Origin of the sequence: Metabacillus sp. KUDC1714 (genome assembly GCF_014217835.1) — a bacterium.
Taxonomy (GTDB): domain Bacteria; phylum Bacillota; class Bacilli; order Bacillales; family Bacillaceae; genus Metabacillus; species Metabacillus rhizosphaerae.
Genome location: NZ_CP055263.1, coordinates 620,001 through 637,520 on the forward strand (window position 1 = coordinate 620,001; position 17,520 = coordinate 637,520).

Below are 17,520 nucleotides of genomic sequence, written 5' to 3' on the forward strand. Positions count from 1 at the left end.
CATCCACCGTTAAGCTTGTCAACATCTTTTTTAATTTCAAAATCAATGTACTCGATGTTGATTTTCACTACTTCATCAGCGACGTTTAATAATATATCACGATAAAAAACTTATATCAAGTACTTTTTAAGTAAAACTTTATTTATTTATGATTTTAATTTTATTATTAAGAATAATATAAGAAGTGATTGATTGATTCACCCATGATTCAGCATCTTACCGCATATTTCTTCAACAAAAAAAGGCGACTAACCCGTCACCCACAAAGAAATAAAACTAATAATCGAATTTCCCTATCTTATATTGATGCCCAAGCATTAATACTTCTTCACATTCTTCTAATCGACCTTCTTCTTTAAGAACGTTACTTAAAATTACAAAAGCAGGAATACGTGGCGGTCGTATCCCTTCATTACTCGCTGTTTTCAAGAGTATTGGCGCTAATTCAATATGAAGCTTACAATATACTTTACATTTTTGCATGGAGGCCTCATCATTTTCACGCAACAGATAATGCATTTTTATTAATTCCTGATATGCACGATGGATCATTATCGGAGTAAAAGCTCGATTCACGATCTCCATTAATATTTTTTCTGTTAGTTCGTATTCCTTCGATTCATATGACCATGATGCAAGTCCAAATAAAAAACTACAATCACTTCTCTTCGTTTTTACATTACTATCGGTATGATCAAATTCCTCTGACTTAATTTTCCCTCCAAAAGACCATTTTGTACAATTTCTTAAAAATGCTCTTTCATATCCTTTTAATTGATGCCAAAAGTCATCAAGCTTGAGCTGATGAATAATTCCACCATATAGTTTTTCACTCTGAATTTGGTTCACTTGTTTTACTAACGATACATTTTTTAAACTTAATAGTTTTTTTAACCCCAAATCATTCACCTCTTGGACAATCTCAGATGAATTATATGAAGATCTCATCACATTCATTACTACAAAGCCACACCATCTCATACCTTCCATTACACAAACTACTTGCCTGTTCTATTTATAATCATGTATAGTAAGTATCAAAATAAAATAACGCATGTAAACCACAAGGGGAGCCATAGCTGAGATTGAACGTTGTAAAAATCGTTCTAACCCTTCGAACCTGTTAGTTAGCACTAGCGTAGGGATGTGGATGGCCATATTAAAAGCAATGTTTGGAACCATCACCATATTCCAAGTATTGCTTTTTTGTATTTTCACTCCTAGAAGCAGTCATATTAGTTATCTTTTAATAGTAGTGGCAACTATAGGTTACTTTTTGGTTTTATGTAAAGAGAGAGGTTTTTAGTTTGAAAGTAAATCAACGTTTACTATTTTTAGTTGAGGTGGCGATGTTATCAGCATTGGCATTCTTATTAGATTTATTATCAGGTGTTATCGGAAAACTACCACAAGGCGGCTCGATTTCATTAGGAATGATTCCTGTTTTTATTATTGCCTTTAGATGGGGAGTAAAAGGCGGGCTTTTATCAGGTTTATTATTCGGACTTCTCCAAGCATTTCTAGGAAGTCCATATATTATTCATCCAATACAAGGATTCCTTGATTACTATTTAGCTTTCACAGTCATTGGTCTGAGTGGGATTTTCTTCAAGAAGATTCAAACTGCTTTACTAGATAAAAAGCAAAAAACGGCTATATTGTACATTACGCTTGGTACTTTGCTTGGTGGTATACTTCGTCTTACTATTCATGTCCTAGCAGGAGTGTTCTTTTTTGCTTCATTAACACCTAAAGGAACACCAGTGTTAATTTACTCAATTGGATATAATGCTTCATATATGATTCCTACTATTATTGTCTCAGCAATAGTTGTTAGTTTCTTATTAATAACTGCACCACGTTTAGTTACTAGAAAATAATGAGTCTAAACCTTGGATAAAAGTCCAAGGTTTTTTGTATTGTTTAGACAAGGTAATAAAGGGTAAATAGAAATGACTCTATCATCCGTTCTATTTTTTAGTAAAAATAACATTCCTAGAAATACTAGTATTATGACTAATTTCAGGAGGGTGCTCATGAATCTATATGATGAAAATAGGTTTGCAAATAAAGTAGCTGTTGTTACAGGTGGAAGCTCGGGAATTGGACGTGCTGCGGCAATTCATTTAGCTAAACAAGGAGCAAAGGTTTGTTTAATGGATATTAAGGAAGAGAATGCAGAAAAGGTGAAGAAAGAAATTGAAGAATTTCAAGGTGAGGCACTAATTACAGATGTTGATCTTTCCGACCATAATCGAGTGAAGGAAGGAATTGAAGAAATAGTAGACAAATGGGGCAGATTAGATATTGTATTTGCAAATGGTGGGATTAACGGAGTTCTTGCTCCCATCGAAGATTTGAGTCCAGAAGATTGGGATAATACTCTACAAATTAATTTAAAGGGTACGTTTCATACGATTAAATATGCAATACCAAAAATGAAGGATAATGGTGGAAGTATTATTATCACTAGTTCAATTAATGGAAGCAGAGTTTTTTCAAACTTTGGTATGGCTGCATATAGCACTTCTAAAGCCGGTCAAGTTGCTTTTGCAAAAATGGCAGCTTTGGAGCTGGCCCAATATAAAATAAGGGTAAATGTTATCTGTCCCGGTGCAATCGAAACGAATATTGGAATGAACACGAAAAAAACACCGGAAGTTAAAAAGATTGAAATACCTGTTGAGTATCCAGAAGGAAGCCAGCCATTGGAACATGGTCCTGGGAAGCCAGAGCATGTTGCTCAACTTGTTTCCTTCCTCGCATCTGAGGAATCTAGTCATATTACTGGAAGTGAGATTTATATTGATGGAGCAGAATCTTTATTATAACAGTCATAAGTAAGAAATACAGATGCTTATCGTCAAAATTACTTAATTAAACCTATTATTCAAAGAATATTAATTATGCTAAATGAAAAAGGATCATTCAAAATATGGATGATCCTTTTTCTGTCTATACATTCTCCTTTGATACACTATTCTTTCAATACAAAATCCCCAAAACTTTCACTGACCTGTTCCGTTAAAATGAGATTAAGCAATTTAATAGAATGATAAATCTTCCTATACTCTAGTTCCCTTTTAGAAACGCACCCGATGTTCTATGAAAGTTTATGAAAAAGTTATCATATTAAGAGAAGCTTGAGCATGTATTAATAGAAAGAATAGATTGTAAAAAAGGCGGAGGACTTGATGATGAATATTTCTTTTGCAGTAATGTTACTTACACTTTTTTTATCATTATTCCATTTTTCTTACGGTTATAAGGAAGCGATACGAATTAGTAATGAAGAGGGACCAGTTCAAGGGTTGACTGTTATTTTCAGCCTTCCTTTAGGGTTTACATTTGCTTATTTGTCATCGATTTTTTATCAACAAGTTTAACATATGCAGTTTTAGCGTTATGCATATAGCATAACGCTTTTTTATTCTTAGGAATTATAAAATTTGTTGAACTGTGGATAAGCGCACCACATCCAGCTCCAGCGCCTAGCCCCTCGAGGTCATAAGCTAATTTAGAATTGAAGGCAAAGGACGCCTTCTATTCTAAATCATCTTATGCTTGTCGGGGCTGTTCAAGGCGCTTGCGCTTTTGTTCTTTGTCATAACATTTTTGAAAATTAAATAGCAAATATCATGATTTTTTTCTTAGTTCCTTCATAGATATCAATAAAGATACACCTTTATAGGAGGTTACTTTGAAAATAGTTAATGTGATTTTTACAAATCTTTTTTATTCTTTTCTTTCATTTATCATGACATTTGTTATTTTATTAGCTTTATTTTTAATTATGAACATACAGGTAAGTCTTATTTTAAGTATTATCATGGTACTTCTTTCTTTCAGTCTATTTTGCTTCTGCATCTATTCGTTTGTATGTATAAATAGGAACTTTCATTTTCTTTTTTTAAAGGGAATCAGCGGATTGGTCTCACTTGGATGTTTAACAGTCGTGTTTACGATCGTCACCGTTTTCTTTTTTTCAATAAATTTTATGATTTCAACCGAGCTTGGCAAAAACCTTACAATAGAAGAAAAATTCGAGCTATATATGCTTCCCTTTCAAGAAGATCAAACGACACCAACTGACTATAATGCAATGAAGGAAAATAAATTAATCCAATCCTATCGAAATGTAACGATCTATTATACGCAACAGGAAAAGGAACTTCTCCCAGTAATAGAGGGAGTACTGGATAAAGCTGATTCCTTAACAACACGTTTATTCGGGACAGTAAACGACAATAACATTGATTTAATTCTTCATGCTTCTTCTGAAGATCTTTATGAAAGAACATCACTAATTGAAACGATGGGTTATTTTGATGATCCGAATGATATTGTCGGGGTAGCAATATCTGATCTAGATGAAATTGTTTCTGATCAGATGCCAGGTACTTTTTATTTCCAAAGCACAATTATGCATGAATACACACATTATCGTCTACAAGCTTTTATTAAGGAGCAAGACCTTTTTGTCTACAGGATTCCTCTTTGGTTTCACGAAGGTGTCGCTGAATTCGTTGGGATGTATGATGTAGCACACCGTTATTATCCTTTTCAAGAGACGTCATTTGAAAATCTAGTGACGCATGATGACTGGGAAAAAAAACGTTTAGAGGACTATGATGTTTATCTTCAAAGCTATTATGCAATTGACTATTTAGTAAATCACTACGGAGAAAAAATGATTAAGACGATCATTGAAGAAACGGCTAAGGTGAATGATTTTAATGAGGGATTTACCAATGCCACAGGTATAAGCGTTAAAGATTTAGAAACAAATTATTTAAAGGAAGCTAGACAATCTATTGAGGAAAAATAAAGCCTGCACATTCAGCTAGCAGGCTTTAATTCATTCGTGGATAATTTCTTTAAACGTTTTTCAAGTAAAAACAAAATGATACCAACCATTATAATAGAGCCACCGATAACCTGCGGGAGAATAACCTTCTCATCTAGTAAATAGTAAGCAAGTATAATGGCACCTACTGGTTCTAATAGAATCATGACGGAGATTACATTTGTGCTAATCCACTTTAATGACCAATTAAATAATGAATGACCTAATAATGTCGGGACGATTGCTAACAAAATAAAATAATACCAATCTTGCATTGGATAAGGTGATAATGGATAGTGCAAAAGCAAACAATAAAGCAACAATGTAATCGAGCTAATACCATACACTATAAACGTGTATAATGTTAAAGAATGTCGCTTTCTAATCCCTTGCCCTAATAGCAAATACGCGGTTATCATCGCACATGCTGCAAGTGCTAACACATCCCCAAACAATGCAAGGCCACTTATTTGAAAATCTCCCCAGCTAATGATGACACTGCCAACAATTGCAATTACCCCACTAAATATTGCAATTCCCGAAATCCTTTCTTTAAAAAAGAAATACGTTCCAATAAACGCAAATAATGGCTGTAGCGTAACGAGGACAACAGAGCTTGCAACAGAGGTGAAATTCAATGATTCAAACCATAAAATAAAATGAAAGGCTAAAAGCACACCAGCGATTGTCGAATATAACCAATCTTTCTTTGACATCGCATTTAACTCACCTAGACTTTTTATGAAAAATAACGGCGCGATAAGGATTGTTGAAAAAAACAATCGATAAAAGGCAATAACAGGTGCCGGAGCAGAAGTTAGCTTAACAAATATCGCAGAGGTTGATACAGCAATGACACCAATAAGTAGTGCTGCGTAAGGATATATGCGTGAAGAATTCATACTTTGTCTCACCTACTCTTTAAAATAAAACCTTTCTCATTCTACCATGAAAGGAACAATAAATAGATGCGAAATTTGTAGATGGAATTTTCAAAAGAGGGAAAAAGTATGTAGTATAATGAAAAAGAATGACAAATCGGGGGGGAAATATATGATTTTACAGTTAAATGCAACACGGAAAGAAATCTTGATGGCCATTGAAAGCATTCCTGAACATTTATTCAATGCAAAAAAATCAGAACACACTTGGAGTGTTGGACAAGTTCTTGAACACTTACACAAGACAGAAGTTGAAATTACAAAGGCGATTTCGTACATGCTTTCATTACCACCACAAGAACCTCTAGCAGATATCCCACTAGCCATGACGCTTGATCGTTCAAAGAAAATAACGGCATCATCGACAATTACCCCATCATCACAAGCACTTAATAAACGAGATATTCTTGACTCTCTATCGAAATCTCGTAACCACTTATTGCAATTAATTGACACCATTCCTTCTGAGCTAGATTTGACTAGAATTGGATTTAAGCATCCAGTTTTCGATAAAATTTCTTTGAAGCAATGGATCGAATTTATTGGCTATCATGAGAAAAGGCATTTAGCACAGATTGAAGAAATAAAGGATGCTATTACAACTGAAAGTGTCTAATCACAAGGAGGATTTACAATTAAATATGATTAAAAAGCTACCTTTCCTTTTTGCTATTATACTTCTATTAAATGTAGTGTGTTCATCGTTTGTTGCTGCAAATGAACCTGAGAAATTGAACATTTTATCATTAGGTGATTCGATTACGTTTGGCTATGGTCTTGAAGAGCCAACTAAAAACGCCTTCCCTTATTTAATCGCGAATGGAGCAAGTGAAGTAGAAAATATTAGTTTTCCAGGCTGGACATCCACTGAATTATTAACAGAAATCCGAAAGGAAGAATATACACCTCAGCTCCAACAAGCAGATGTGATTACATTATACATTGGGGCAAACGATTTGATGCAGGCTGTAGAGCTTACGGAAATCTTACATTCACAACAACCAGTTATGTTGACAGAAGAGATACAAGTACAAATAGGACTAGCAACTCAAGCTCTGGCTGAAAATTTAAAAGAGACAATTAAGCATATTCGAACAAATACAGAAGCACCTATCTTAATATATTCTATATATAATCCATTCGCAGTTAATACGGAAAATGCCTTTGCAGGTTCCTTACATATGATGGGTGAGCAAATAACAACAATCGTTAACAGTAATGTAATTAGTCAAGCTGCATTACTACCAGGAATCTATTACCTTGATGCATACTCCGCTTTTGCTGGTAAACAAGCAGCTTACGTTATTCCAGGTGATATTCATCCTACTGTTGCCGGTCATCAAGCGTTAGCGCAACTCGCAACAACTAAAATTGTTGAACTTCAACCAAAAGAACTGATTATTGAACTCACACTTTCAACCGAAGCAGAAACCACTGAACCGGTTGTTGTTACGATCGGGGAAATCGCGGATGTAGAAAAAATGAAATGGTTGCCCGTAGAAAAGGGTACAGTAGACTTTGCTAATGCGGGTAACGATATCAATGAGAATAAATTTGAAGTATCTGAAAATGGCAAATATACGATTTATGTAAAAACTACGAATCAAGAAGCTGTCACAACAATTGAAATTAAAAACATCAAGACAGTTCCCGATAAAGAAGAGGAACCTGTTGTTGAAGAGCCGCCAACAGAACAACCAGAAGAAAATAAACCAACAACACCAGTCGGTAAACCCGAACCTGTTGAGCCTACTCCTGAGAAAGTAGGTCAAGAGGAACAAGAACAAGTTAAAGCCGAGGAAACATCTAAGGTTGAAAAACCGGCAAAACCTATCGTAAAATCTGGACATACCTTACCAAACACTGCTACTTCAATATATAGCTTTTTAATAACTGGATAATGTTTAATAGTAGTTGGTAGTGGTGTATTAATGATTCAATGGAAACGTAAAACAAAGGTATCTAATACACTTTAATGAATAAAGCCCCATCCTATAAAATCAATATTTAGGATGGGGTTCTTTAGTTAGGTAACCGCTATTCTGTTTCTCCACCAGAGGATTCCCCTTTATGGAAACCACCTTTGTGTCCGCCAAAATGAAAGCCTCTTTCTCCATCAAATGGGAAAAGCTTCTGCGCTTTTGCTTCATCTGCATAGTTTGTGAAAACTTCCTCCATGATTTCACGGGTTGTTTTATCTTTCGTATCTATTCCTAGTTTTTCTGCAGTTTGAAGGACCTTTTTATCCATTACTTCCTTCACTAGCTCCCTCTCGTCTTTCCCTTCTGTTTCAATGCCTAGTTCTGCAGCATCTTTCTTAAGGCTAGCTTCACGAACTTCTTTTGCTAAATCTTCAAGCTCTTTTCCTTTTGTTTCTATCTTTAATTCTTTTGCTTTGTTTAAAATGAGTGTTTCTCTTACTTCATTCGCTAGATCATCAATCTCTTTTCCTTCTGTTTTAATACCAAGTTCTTTCGCTTTATTTTGAATGCGTGTTTTTCTAACTTCTTGAGCTAAGTCATCGACTTCTTTTCCCTCAGTTTTAATACCGAGCTCTTTCGCTTCTTGTTTCAAGTGAGCCTCACGAACCTCTTCTGCAAGCTGCTTTGCCTCTTTCCCTTCTGTTTCAATCCCTAATTTTTCTGCTTGTCTTTGAAGAAACTCTAAATGATCCTCAGGATCACCATGTCGATGACCAAGACCAGAATATGTCACCTCACGCTGTACTTCTTCAACTGACGCTTTCGTTGCCTGCACCTCTTCAGCATAAGCTTGACTTGCTCCAACAACTCCTAGAGTCAATACTCCAGATAGGGCAAATGTGAGTGTTTGTTTCTTCATCCTACTACCTCCAAATAATTAAGTATTGTATTACTTTTGAGTGTTTCACTCATACAGACTCTACTATCAAATCATGTCAGCAGTATGTCGGGAGTATTGCTCACCTCCACTGATTTTGATAACTATCATTAGTAGCTTTTCCAATAATTGTGAATAAATTATGACCAATCTGTTACTTAATGATTAAATCATTCTATTTAGTTGTTACTTCTTTTATAAAGGAAGTTCACGACATTTATCGAAATACTTAGCATAAGTCAACTAAAACCCACAGTTTGGAGTGATAGCTATATGAGGAAAAAGGTATTATTGGACACAGACATTGGTGGTGACATTGACGATTGCTTATGCTTAGCTTATCTCCTTCGTCAGCCTTCCTGTGAATTAGTTGGAATTACCACTGTTGGAGGAGAAGTTGAAAAAAGAGCAATGGTCGCGGATGCGATTTGTAGTGCAGCTGGTAAAAGCATTCCGATTTATGCAGGTGCAGACAAGCAAATGCTTCTTAACAATCTATATCCGACACCTGATGGAGCAGCCAAACTATCAAATTGGTATCATGATTCTTCTTTTAAAAAGAATCAAGCCGTAGATTTTATGCGTCAGACTATCCATGAAAATCCACATGAAATCTCACTTCTAGCTGTAGGACATCTAACAAATATTGCGTTGCTTTTTCTAATTGATCCTGAAATCCCTTGTTTGCTCAAAGAACTTCATATCATGTGCGGGGTATTTTCTGAGGAATTAGAAACTAGCTTAGATATGCCAATGGCTAATTGGAATTCATGGTTGGATCCACATGCTAGTGCGATTGTTTACAATACAAACGTTCCTATTCATAGAACCTTTGCCCTCAACGTGACTACAAGGCTTGTGCTAAAACGGGATGAGAAGGTTGACCTTTTTAGCTCTAATTTAATGAAAGCAGTTGAAGATTTTGGTTCACCTTGGCTTGAAAAAAATGATATGACTTTTCATGATCCACTTGCTGGTGCCTGTTTGTTTGAACCAGAGCTATGTAAGTATCAACGAGGTTTTATTGATGTTGATATCTATAATAAGCAGAATCTTGGAATGATGAGTTTTCATGCAGATGTAAGAGGAAATTGGGAGATTGCTATTGAGGTGGATCGAAAAAGATTTTTTGAGCATTACTTTTCAATTTCTTGCAGTTAGTTATACATTATTACCTTTCATACAGGCAATTACTCGATTATTTGAGGTTAACGGAAGTTCATATGGCTACTTTTGGGATTAAAGAAATAATTCCATTTATATCGGCTTCTCTTTCGAATATTTTGATCAATTTACAGAAAATAATTTTCCTTATAAAAAATTGTAACCTCCTCTCACTAGACGAATATCATGTATTTTGAGAGGAGATGAGAAAGATGTCTGTAGAAGGCTACAATTATTATGATGAAACTGATTTCACAAGAAATATACATGGAAAATGCAAAAGTTATATGTACCATCACGTTGTTTTAACAATGCAAGATGGTAGCTCTTTTGATGGGATTATTGAAGGTGTTGACGATAATGGTGTTTCTGTTTTAGTTGGTGAAGATGCAACGGAGCAAGAAAGAGACGATTTCGAAGATCAACGATATGGTGGTTATGGTGGTTATGGTGGTCCACGAAGACGGTTTAGACGCTTTAGACGACAGTTTTTTCCGATTGCTGCATTAGCGGCATTATCATTATTACCTTACGCATACCCATATCCATACCCATATTATCCACCTTATTACCCTTATTATTAAAATGAAATACTTAGGTAAAAACGAAAGAGCCAGCATATCATACTGGCTCTTTCGTTTTGGTACCTTATTTGCTACTACGATAATGATTCCCGCGTACGCCTTGTACATCTGTTTTAACCATAAACAAACCACCTGATTGTGGGAACTTTAACAATTCGTCATCATTCATCCCTTGGCGTGCTGTTGTGATGTACAGTTCATCCAAGTTCTCTCCACCAAATGCACATGATGTCACATTTTTAGCTGGCACGATGACTTCATCTAGTTGTTTACCTAAGTGTGGATCCCAACGTGTTACTCGTGAGCCTCCCCAGTGCGCAACCCAAATCATCCCCTCTTGATCGATTGTCATCCCATCTGGTGAACCCATTTCTTGTGGAATTTTCACCGCAGGTTGCTTGTAGGAAAGATCACCAGATTGTTGATTATAGTGATAAATTGCAACTTCACCTGTTGGGGTATCAATAAAATACATCTCGTTCCCGTCCGGACTCCAGGCAAGACCATTGGAGATCGTCACCGATGACAGCATTTTTGATAGTTGACCATCACGATCTAGACGATACAATGCTCCGCTGCCTTTTTTGCCGTTTAGATCCATTGTTCCGACATAAAATCTGCCAGTAGGGTCACATTTCCCATCATTGAAACGATTATTCGGTTTATCAGATTCAGGATCTGCTATGAGAGTGAGAAGCTTTGATTCTAATTCATACCGATAGATTCCATTCTGCATTGCTAGGATTAGTTGACCTGTTTTTCCTGGAACTACGGCCCCTATATATTGATCGAATTGCAATGTTCGATTTTTATTAGTGACTGGGTCAAAAGCGTGAAGCTTCTTTCCAATAATATCTACCCAATACAATCTGTTTTCTTGATGATCCCAGTGAGGACCTTCCCCTAATGTTGCTTTCTCATCAAGTACGAGTTCTACTAAGTAAGCCATTTTCTCCCTCTCCCCTTTGTATCTACTTCCCCTTCACATTCCACACTAATAACGTTATCCCTGCTTCTTTTTTATGATGCAGTCTCACTATGTGAAAATTGACTTTCATATAAGTCTGCGTAAAAACCACCTTGTTTAAGTAGTTCTTCATGTGTTCCCTTTTCAATAATGTCTCCTTGATTCATGACAAGAATGAGATCTGCATCCCTGATTGTTGATAAACGATGGGCAATAACAAAGCTTGTTCTTCCTTCCAATAGCTTAGTCATCGCTTTTTGAATTTTCATTTCTGTACGTGTATCAACACTACTTGTTGCTTCATCAAGGAGCAGGATTTTAGGCTTGGCAATGATCGCACGGGCAATTGTGAGCAGCTGTCGTTGTCCTTGTGATAAATTTGTTGCATCCTCACCCAACACAGTGTCATAGCCATCTGGAAGTGTACGAATAAAGTCATCTGCATAAGCATTTCTTGCTGCTTCCTCGATTTCCTGATCTGTAGCAAATCCACTACCATAGGCAATATTTTCAGCAATCGTTCCATTAAACAGCCACGTATCCTGCAACACCATCGCATAAAGACTGCGCACCTGTTCTTTGCTCATATCTGTTAAGCTTACACCATCGATTTTTATTGAACCTTGGTCTAACTCGTAAAATCTCATCAACAGATTGACAATCGTTGTTTTTCCGGCACCGGTTGGCCCAACAATCGCAACGGTTTGGCCCTCTTTCACCTCAAGACTTACATCATTGATGATCGGCTGATCTTTTTCATAACCGAAATGTACATGATCAAAGACCACCCGCCCCTGTAGCCTTTCAACATCAATTGGTGCAGCCTCTTCCTGTTTTTCTTCTGCTTCATCTAGTAATTGAAAAACACGTTCAGCCGAAGCAATGGCCACTTGAATCATGTTCGCAATTCCTGCAGCCTGTGCTAACGGATGAGAGATTTGCTGAGTATATTGAATAAACGCTTGAACGTCACCGACGCGGATGCTTCCATTTAAAACTAGCAGACCACCGGAGATCGAAACGATAATAAATCCTAAATTCCCAACAAAGCCCATTAACGGCATCATTAGCCCTGAGATGAATTGTGCCTTCCAACTTGAATGATACAAGCGATCATTAATCTCATCAAATTCAGCAATCGATTTTTTTTCATGTCCAAATGCCTTTACAACTTGATGTCCGGTAAACATTTCTTCAATATGTCCATTAATATTCCCTAGCTCCTCCTGTTGTTTCACAAAGTGCTTCTGAGAAAACTTCGTCACAAATTGTGCGACAAATAAACTAAGAGGAATTGTGATCAAAACCACTAGGGTTAAAAGTGGACTGATGATAAGCATCATAATAATAATCCCAATAATTGAAATCACTGAATTAATAATTTGTGTAAGTGCCTGTTGCAACGCTGTATTAACACTATCAATATCATTAACTGCTCTACTTAACAAATCACCATGTGAGTGTTTGTCAAAATAACTTAGCGGTAAGCGCGATAGCTTTTCATTAACTTCTTTTCGTAGTTGGGCAACCGTTCGTTGAGAAATACTAGCCATCACATATTGTTGAACATACGAAAACAAAGAAGATAAAAGGTATAATCCAATAAGCAGTAGGAGGATTCTAGCAATAAATTCAAAATCAATTGAGGTTCCCGCTGTAAAGCTATCAAAAATGGATGAAGTTGCATCTCCTAATAGCTTTGGACTAATGACATTGAATAACGTTGAAAAAATCGCTGCCACTGCTACGAGGATCATCCGATTTTTCCATGGCTTTAAATACCCAAATAGTCTTTTAAATGTTTTCTTAAAATCCTTTGGTTTTTCACCGACCATCCCTGGTCCGTGACGCATCGGAGGACCACCTGGACCTTTCATTTTGCTCATGCACTCGCCTCCCCATTTTCTTGAGATGCTACAATTTCTTGATAGATTGCATTTTCATGTAATAGCTCCTGATGTGTCCCAACACCAGCAATTTCCCCTTCATTTAAAACGATAATTTTATTTGCATCCTTAACGGTATTTACTCGTTGGGCAACAATTATAATCGTCGCATGTGATGTTTCTGTTTTTAGTGCCTGTCTGAGCATACTATCTGTTTTATAATCGAGAGCCGAAAAGCTATCATCAAATAAGTAAATCTTAGGCTTTCTCACAAGAGCACGTGCGATCGATAAACGCTGCTTTTGTCCACCAGATAGATTAACTCCTGCTTGCTCAAGGTTGCTTTCAATCCCATGCTCTCGTGATTGAACAAATTGGGTCGCTTGGGCTGTTTCTAATGCTCCAACAATATCTGCTTCTGTTGCGTCCTCTTTTCCATAGCGTATATTTTCAGCAATTGTTCCACTAAATAAAGTAGCCTTTTGTGGTACATAACCGATCTTTTCTCTAAGTGCACTTTGTGTCATACTTTGAATATTCACACCATCAATTAAAATCGAGCCACTCTCGACATCATAGAATCGCGGAATAAGTTGAAGTAATGTCGATTTCCCTGCCCCTGTACTACCAATAATCGCTGTTGTTTCACCTGGCTTAGCTGAAAAAGAAACTCCTTCAAGAACAGGCTTTTCAGCACCCTCATATCGAAACGTCACATCTTTAAATTCGATGATTCCTTCCGCATCACTTGATTGTACTGCTTGTTCCGGATCTTTAATCATTGGCTTTGTTAATAAAACATCATTTAACCGCTTTGCAGATACTTGCGCACGCGGAATCATAATAAACGCCATTGAAAGCATGATCAATGAAAATAAAATCATCGCGGCATATTGGATAAACGCTAATAAATTCCCAACCTGCATATCTCCTTGATCAATTCGAATCGCACCAAACCAGACAATTGCAATGTTGGTGAAATTCATGATAATAAGCATAATCGGAAACATTAACGCCATCAGTTTCCCAACTTTAATTCCCGTATCACGAAATTCTTCATTCGCAACATTAAAGCGACTTCTCTCGAACTCAACTCGATTAAACGCTCTAACAACTCGAATCCCAGTTAATACTTCTCGGAGAATAAGGGTTAAACGATCTGTTTTTTTCTGCTGAACTGAAAAAAGCGGGATGGCTTTTCGAGCGACGATAAAAATCACTAGTGCTAAGATAGGTAAAGCAGCGAGGAAGACGAGTGAAAGATAACGATCTCGCGACACAGCCAGCAAAACTCCGCCAACTAGCATTAATGGAGCTCTTGTCATCATGCGCTGCATCATATTAATGACATCTTGAACAACCTTTACGTCATTTGTCGTTCTTGTAATTAACGAGGCTGACCCAAATTTCTCATATTCTTGTAGAGAGAAATGTTCAATATGGACAAACAGTTTTCTGCGCATATCACGGCCAAAGCCTAACGATACCTTTGAAGCAAAATAGCTGACCCCTACCATTAATAGAATTGACATAATGGTACAAACCAACATCCAGCCCCCAGTTTTTAAGATGAATGGTACATCCTCATTTACGATTCCTACATCGACAATATCAGCCATTAGTGTTGGTAAGTATAGTTCGAATAAGATAGCAACTAATGAAAAGAGAAAGACGAGGAAAAGCTGTGTTTTGTAAGGCTTTAGGTGTTTGATCATTTCTAGCATTTTAGCACCTTCTTTATATGTAGAATTTTCCATGTTCCATTATTTCCTTTTTTATTATATTATACCTGGTGTTTATTAACCTAATGAAATATTTTATTGGTGGGTTTATTTTTGGTGTTTATGTAGGCAGTTAATTAGGTTGGGGAATTAGATGAGGTGTTAATGAAAGGAGGTTGCATAATTCATTAATAGATTTCATGTTAAGAATCTTGTATTCTATTGTAAATATAGTATAATATTTTTAGTTCCCAAATTAGATTATTATCGTGGGGCATTAGCTCAGCTGGGAGAGCGCTACGCTGGCAGCGTAGAGGTCAGGGGTTCGATCCCCCTATGCTCCATCACAAATTGAAGAGGGGAAATCCTTGATATATAAGGGTTTCCCCTTTTTATTTGTTTTTATCTAGTAACCATTCAAACTGCCAAAAATACCTTTTGGTCACACTTTGTTCCCCTTGTTAGTCTGTTACAATTATTTCTCCATCTAGGACGGTGCCGTTTGGAATATCTATAATTAGTAGCTCCGGAAATTTATTGGTGACTTAGTTGTTTATCAAGACCTAAATCGTAAAAAGTCAAAAAATAAAGGGTGATACAGATTAGTCATGTATAGTATGTACCACCCTTTTAATTCTTGTTCAACAATCGCTCCCTTTAATTGAAAATCAATTAATTTATCTTAACGGATATTATCGGAAAATTGTTCTTCTAAATTACTTGTAATCCGTTTCTTTTAAGTAAAGCAGTTGTGACTCCGTTTCCAACAATTTTCTCACCTTCAAATTCACCATTATAAACATGAGCTTCCATTTAAATAGTTAACTTTATTTAAGGAAACTTACTATCATATTATTCTTCAGGTAAGGCCCATACCGAAACACTTCCACCATTAACAGGGAACATTGCGAATCCTTTATCGTCAATGCTAATTTGATCATTTCTATTTCGAGTTATATCCACCCATACTTCTCCAGCACGTTCAGTCCCCACAAACATTTTTTTGTTGCCTCCATCACTATTACAGATAATAACAGCACAGCCGGATCGCTCAATCGTGGTTGTTCCTAGTCGTACCCAACCAATCGTATTAGGATGGTCGAAATAATCATCCTGATCTCCGTATGCATAATGATAACGAGCGTTTAAAAGGGGATCAATTGCTACTTTTTTACCAGGGATAGGATTATCACCAGCAATACCAAAGTAGTCACCATAAAATACAACAGGGTATCCATCTCTTCGAAGTAAAATGATGGCATATGCAATTTGTTTGAACCAATCTTCTATCCAAGACTCAAGTGCCTCATTAGGCTGTGAATCGTGATTATCTACAAATGTTACTGCATCATGAGGGTGAGATTGGACGAGGGTTTTATCAAAAATGGTAGCGAGGTTAAAATGGCGACCTGCTTTTGATGCAGAGTGTAATTTATAATGTAGTGCTACATCAAATAAATCAATTCTATAATCTATAGAATCTAAAAACTCCTGACTTTCTCTTACATCTGAATCCCAAAACTCTCCTACGAAATAAAATTCTTTTCCTCGATGTCGCAACATTTCTGTTACAAAGTCACGAAGAAAATCATTCTTAATATGTTTAATGGCATCTAACCGAAACCCGTCACATTGCAAAGTATCTATGATCCATTTTCCTGCTTTAATAACCTCTTCTATCACCGAAGGATGGTTATAGTCAATATTTGCAAACATCAAATAATCATAGTTTCCAAATTCGTCGCTTACATTCTCATTCCAATTTTTATTGTCTCCTAAAATTCGATAAATTCCCATTTTCCCAGTTTTATTATCATAATCAGTGCAGTTAAAATGTTCGAAGTTCCATTTAAACGAAGAGTACTGACTTCCTCGACCTGGGAAAGTGAATTTAGTCCAGCCTTCAATATCAAATGGTTCCGAAATAACTTCTTTACGATTTTGCGGATTTACTTCAACAACCTTAAAGACTTCTGTTTCATCAGCCGCAGCTTTATGATTTAACACTAAATCTACATAAACTTGTATGTCATATTTATGACACTCGTAAATAGCATCTATTAACTCGTCTTTTGTTCCATACTTTGTTCGAACTGTTCCTTTTTGATCAAACTCGCCTAGATCGTATAGGTCATAGACACCATAACCAGTGTCTTGTGACGATTGACCTTTTGTTACGGGGGGAATCCACAATGTATTAATCCATACTTTACTTAGTACTTGTGCCATTTCTTTTAATTGACTCCAGTGCGATCCGTCAGGTGCAACATGCCACTCAAAAAATTGCATCATAGTACGATTTCTTTCCAAATCTCATTCCTCCCTAATGTCAAATTAATATCACTTTCATTTTAGCAATAATTTACTGTCCTTTTTTAAACTTTCGTACCAAATGCCGTAATTGGTCCATTTAGTGCCGAAGCGACACGTTCGGAATGACAAAAAGGCGCTCTTTTTATCAAGACTTAAATTGTATAAATCCATAAAAATAGAGGGTGATACATATTAGTCATGTACAATATGTATCACCCTCTTACTTCTTGTTCCACTAT

At 36.4% G+C, this 17,520-nt stretch carries 15 protein-coding genes, 1 tRNA gene, 1 pseudogene and 1 riboswitch; of the genes and pseudogenes, 9 read left to right on the forward strand and 8 right to left on the reverse strand.

Annotated features, from left to right (window positions below):
• Nucleotides 1–276: 276 nt before the first annotated feature.
• On the reverse strand, nucleotides 277–990 hold the full coding sequence (locus tag HUW50_RS03105) for a hypothetical protein (RefSeq protein ID WP_066339683.1): 714 nt from the start codon (nucleotides 988–990) through the stop codon (nucleotides 277–279).
• Between the two features lie 66 nt (nucleotides 991–1,056).
• A riboswitch (TPP riboswitch) is annotated at nucleotides 1,057–1,162 on the forward strand.
• A 145-nt stretch (nucleotides 1,163–1,307) separates the two neighbouring features.
• Here HUW50_RS03105 and thiT point away from each other — a divergent pair.
• The 4 genes from thiT (at nucleotide 1,308) to HUW50_RS03125 (ending at nucleotide 4,828) form a co-directional block, all read left to right on the forward strand.
• The gene (gene thiT, locus HUW50_RS03110; RefSeq protein ID WP_232329099.1) at nucleotides 1,308–1,880 is read left to right on the forward strand and encodes an energy-coupled thiamine transporter ThiT; all 573 of its coding nucleotides are present in this window, start codon (nucleotides 1,308–1,310) and stop codon (nucleotides 1,878–1,880) included.
• Nucleotides 1,881–2,036: 156 nt separating this feature from the next.
• On the forward strand, nucleotides 2,037–2,831 hold the full coding sequence (locus tag HUW50_RS03115; RefSeq protein ID WP_066339687.1) for an SDR family oxidoreductase: 795 nt from the start codon (nucleotides 2,037–2,039) through the stop codon (nucleotides 2,829–2,831).
• Between the two features lie 363 nt (nucleotides 2,832–3,194).
• Nucleotides 3,195–3,386 carry a hypothetical protein gene (locus HUW50_RS03120; RefSeq protein WP_185653678.1) on the forward strand — a complete coding sequence of 64 codons (192 nt, stop codon included), beginning with the start codon at nucleotides 3,195–3,197 and terminating at the stop codon, nucleotides 3,384–3,386.
• Nucleotides 3,387–3,700: 314 nt separating this feature from the next.
• A complete protein-coding gene (locus HUW50_RS03125; RefSeq protein ID WP_066339695.1) occupies nucleotides 3,701–4,828 on the forward strand; it encodes a hypothetical protein in 1,128 nt (375 codons plus the stop codon).
• A gap of 11 nt (nucleotides 4,829–4,839) precedes the next feature.
• Here the strand turns inward: HUW50_RS03125 and HUW50_RS03130 are convergent, their stop codons facing one another.
• A complete protein-coding gene (locus tag HUW50_RS03130; RefSeq protein ID WP_066339698.1) occupies nucleotides 4,840–5,748 on the reverse strand; it encodes a DMT family transporter in 909 nt (302 codons plus the stop codon).
• 151 nt (nucleotides 5,749–5,899) lie between these two features.
• On the opposite strand from HUW50_RS03130, the gene HUW50_RS03135 reads away from it, so the two are divergent.
• The gene (locus HUW50_RS03135) at nucleotides 5,900–6,403 is read left to right on the forward strand and encodes a DinB family protein (protein ID WP_066339701.1); all 504 of its coding nucleotides are present in this window, start codon (nucleotides 5,900–5,902) and stop codon (nucleotides 6,401–6,403) included.
• A gap of 25 nt (nucleotides 6,404–6,428) precedes the next feature.
• Nucleotides 6,429–7,688, forward strand: a complete 1,260-nt coding sequence (locus tag HUW50_RS03140) for a GDSL-type esterase/lipase family protein (RefSeq protein WP_185653679.1) — start codon at nucleotides 6,429–6,431, stop codon at nucleotides 7,686–7,688.
• Nucleotides 7,689–7,824: 136 nt separating this feature from the next.
• Here the strand turns inward: HUW50_RS03140 and HUW50_RS03145 are convergent, their stop codons facing one another.
• Nucleotides 7,825–8,628, reverse strand: a complete 804-nt coding sequence (locus HUW50_RS03145; RefSeq protein WP_066339709.1) for a hypothetical protein — start codon at nucleotides 8,626–8,628, stop codon at nucleotides 7,825–7,827.
• Between the two features lie 291 nt (nucleotides 8,629–8,919).
• Between HUW50_RS03145 and HUW50_RS03150 the strand changes: the two genes are divergently transcribed.
• Together HUW50_RS03150 and HUW50_RS03155 are read left to right on the forward strand one after the other, a co-directional pair.
• Nucleotides 8,920–9,807 (forward strand): nucleoside hydrolase, encoded by an 888-nt coding sequence (locus HUW50_RS03150; protein ID WP_066339712.1) that lies wholly within the window; start codon nucleotides 8,920–8,922, stop codon nucleotides 9,805–9,807.
• 215 nt (nucleotides 9,808–10,022) lie between these two features.
• The gene (locus tag HUW50_RS03155) at nucleotides 10,023–10,394 is read left to right on the forward strand and encodes a hypothetical protein (RefSeq protein WP_185653680.1); all 372 of its coding nucleotides are present in this window, start codon (nucleotides 10,023–10,025) and stop codon (nucleotides 10,392–10,394) included.
• Between the two features lie 64 nt (nucleotides 10,395–10,458).
• Here HUW50_RS03155 and HUW50_RS03160 read toward each other — a convergent pair whose 3' ends face one another.
• From HUW50_RS03160 to HUW50_RS03170, 3 genes are all read right to left on the reverse strand, one after another.
• Nucleotides 10,459–11,343, reverse strand: coding sequence for an SMP-30/gluconolactonase/LRE family protein (locus HUW50_RS03160; RefSeq protein WP_066339717.1), 885 nt, complete (start codon nucleotides 11,341–11,343; stop codon nucleotides 10,459–10,461).
• Between the two features lie 71 nt (nucleotides 11,344–11,414).
• Nucleotides 11,415–13,247 carry an ABC transporter ATP-binding protein gene (locus HUW50_RS03165; protein ID WP_066339719.1) on the reverse strand — a complete coding sequence of 611 codons (1,833 nt, stop codon included), beginning with the start codon at nucleotides 13,245–13,247 and terminating at the stop codon, nucleotides 11,415–11,417.
• Nucleotides 13,244–14,971 carry an ABC transporter ATP-binding protein gene (locus HUW50_RS03170; RefSeq protein ID WP_066340360.1) on the reverse strand — a complete coding sequence of 576 codons (1,728 nt, stop codon included), beginning with the start codon at nucleotides 14,969–14,971 and terminating at the stop codon, nucleotides 13,244–13,246. Before HUW50_RS03170 ends, HUW50_RS03165 begins: the two co-directional genes overlap by 4 nt.
• Nucleotides 14,972–15,239: 268 nt before the next feature.
• Between HUW50_RS03170 and HUW50_RS03175 the strand changes: the two genes are divergently transcribed.
• A tRNA-Ala gene (locus HUW50_RS03175) sits at nucleotides 15,240–15,312 on the forward strand.
• A gap of 338 nt (nucleotides 15,313–15,650) precedes the next feature.
• On the opposite strand, the pseudogene HUW50_RS26935 reads toward HUW50_RS03175, so the two are convergent.
• Both HUW50_RS26935 and HUW50_RS03185 read right to left on the reverse strand, forming a co-directional pair.
• Nucleotides 15,651–15,775 (reverse strand): annotated as a pseudogene (locus tag HUW50_RS26935) (DUF523 domain-containing protein); the annotation flags it as partial.
• Between the two features lie 45 nt (nucleotides 15,776–15,820).
• Nucleotides 15,821–17,278, reverse strand: coding sequence for an alpha-amylase (locus tag HUW50_RS03185; protein WP_185653681.1), 1,458 nt, complete (start codon nucleotides 17,276–17,278; stop codon nucleotides 15,821–15,823).
• Nucleotides 17,279–17,520: the final 242 nt, after the last annotated feature.

What these genes read in the sequence shown, in the direction of transcription:
- HUW50_RS03165 (WP_066339719.1), bottom strand. Translation starts at nt 13,247, where the DNA reads ATGAGCAAAATGAAAGGTCCAGGTGGTCCTCCGATGCGTCACGGACCA.
- HUW50_RS03120 (WP_185653678.1), top strand. Translation starts at nt 3,195, where the DNA reads ATGATGAATATTTCTTTTGCAGTAATGTTACTTACACTTTTTTTATCA.
- HUW50_RS03115 (WP_066339687.1), top strand. Translation starts at nt 2,037, where the DNA reads ATGAATCTATATGATGAAAATAGGTTTGCAAATAAAGTAGCTGTTGTT.
- HUW50_RS03160 (WP_066339717.1), bottom strand. Translation starts at nt 11,343, where the DNA reads ATGGCTTACTTAGTAGAACTCGTACTTGATGAGAAAGCAACATTAGGG.
- HUW50_RS03105 (WP_066339683.1), bottom strand. Translation starts at nt 990, where the DNA reads ATGGAAGGTATGAGATGGTGTGGCTTTGTAGTAATGAATGTGATGAGA.
- HUW50_RS03140 (WP_185653679.1), top strand. Translation starts at nt 6,429, where the DNA reads ATGATTAAAAAGCTACCTTTCCTTTTTGCTATTATACTTCTATTAAAT.
- HUW50_RS03145 (WP_066339709.1), bottom strand. Translation starts at nt 8,628, where the DNA reads ATGAAGAAACAAACACTCACATTTGCCCTATCTGGAGTATTGACTCTA.
- HUW50_RS03130 (WP_066339698.1), bottom strand. Translation starts at nt 5,748, where the DNA reads ATGAATTCTTCACGCATATATCCTTACGCAGCACTACTTATTGGTGTC.
- HUW50_RS03155 (WP_185653680.1), top strand. Translation starts at nt 10,023, where the DNA reads ATGTCTGTAGAAGGCTACAATTATTATGATGAAACTGATTTCACAAGA.
- HUW50_RS03150 (WP_066339712.1), top strand. Translation starts at nt 8,920, where the DNA reads ATGAGGAAAAAGGTATTATTGGACACAGACATTGGTGGTGACATTGAC.
- HUW50_RS03135 (WP_066339701.1), top strand. Translation starts at nt 5,900, where the DNA reads ATGATTTTACAGTTAAATGCAACACGGAAAGAAATCTTGATGGCCATT.
- HUW50_RS03170 (WP_066340360.1), bottom strand. Translation starts at nt 14,971, where the DNA reads ATGCTAGAAATGATCAAACACCTAAAGCCTTACAAAACACAGCTTTTC.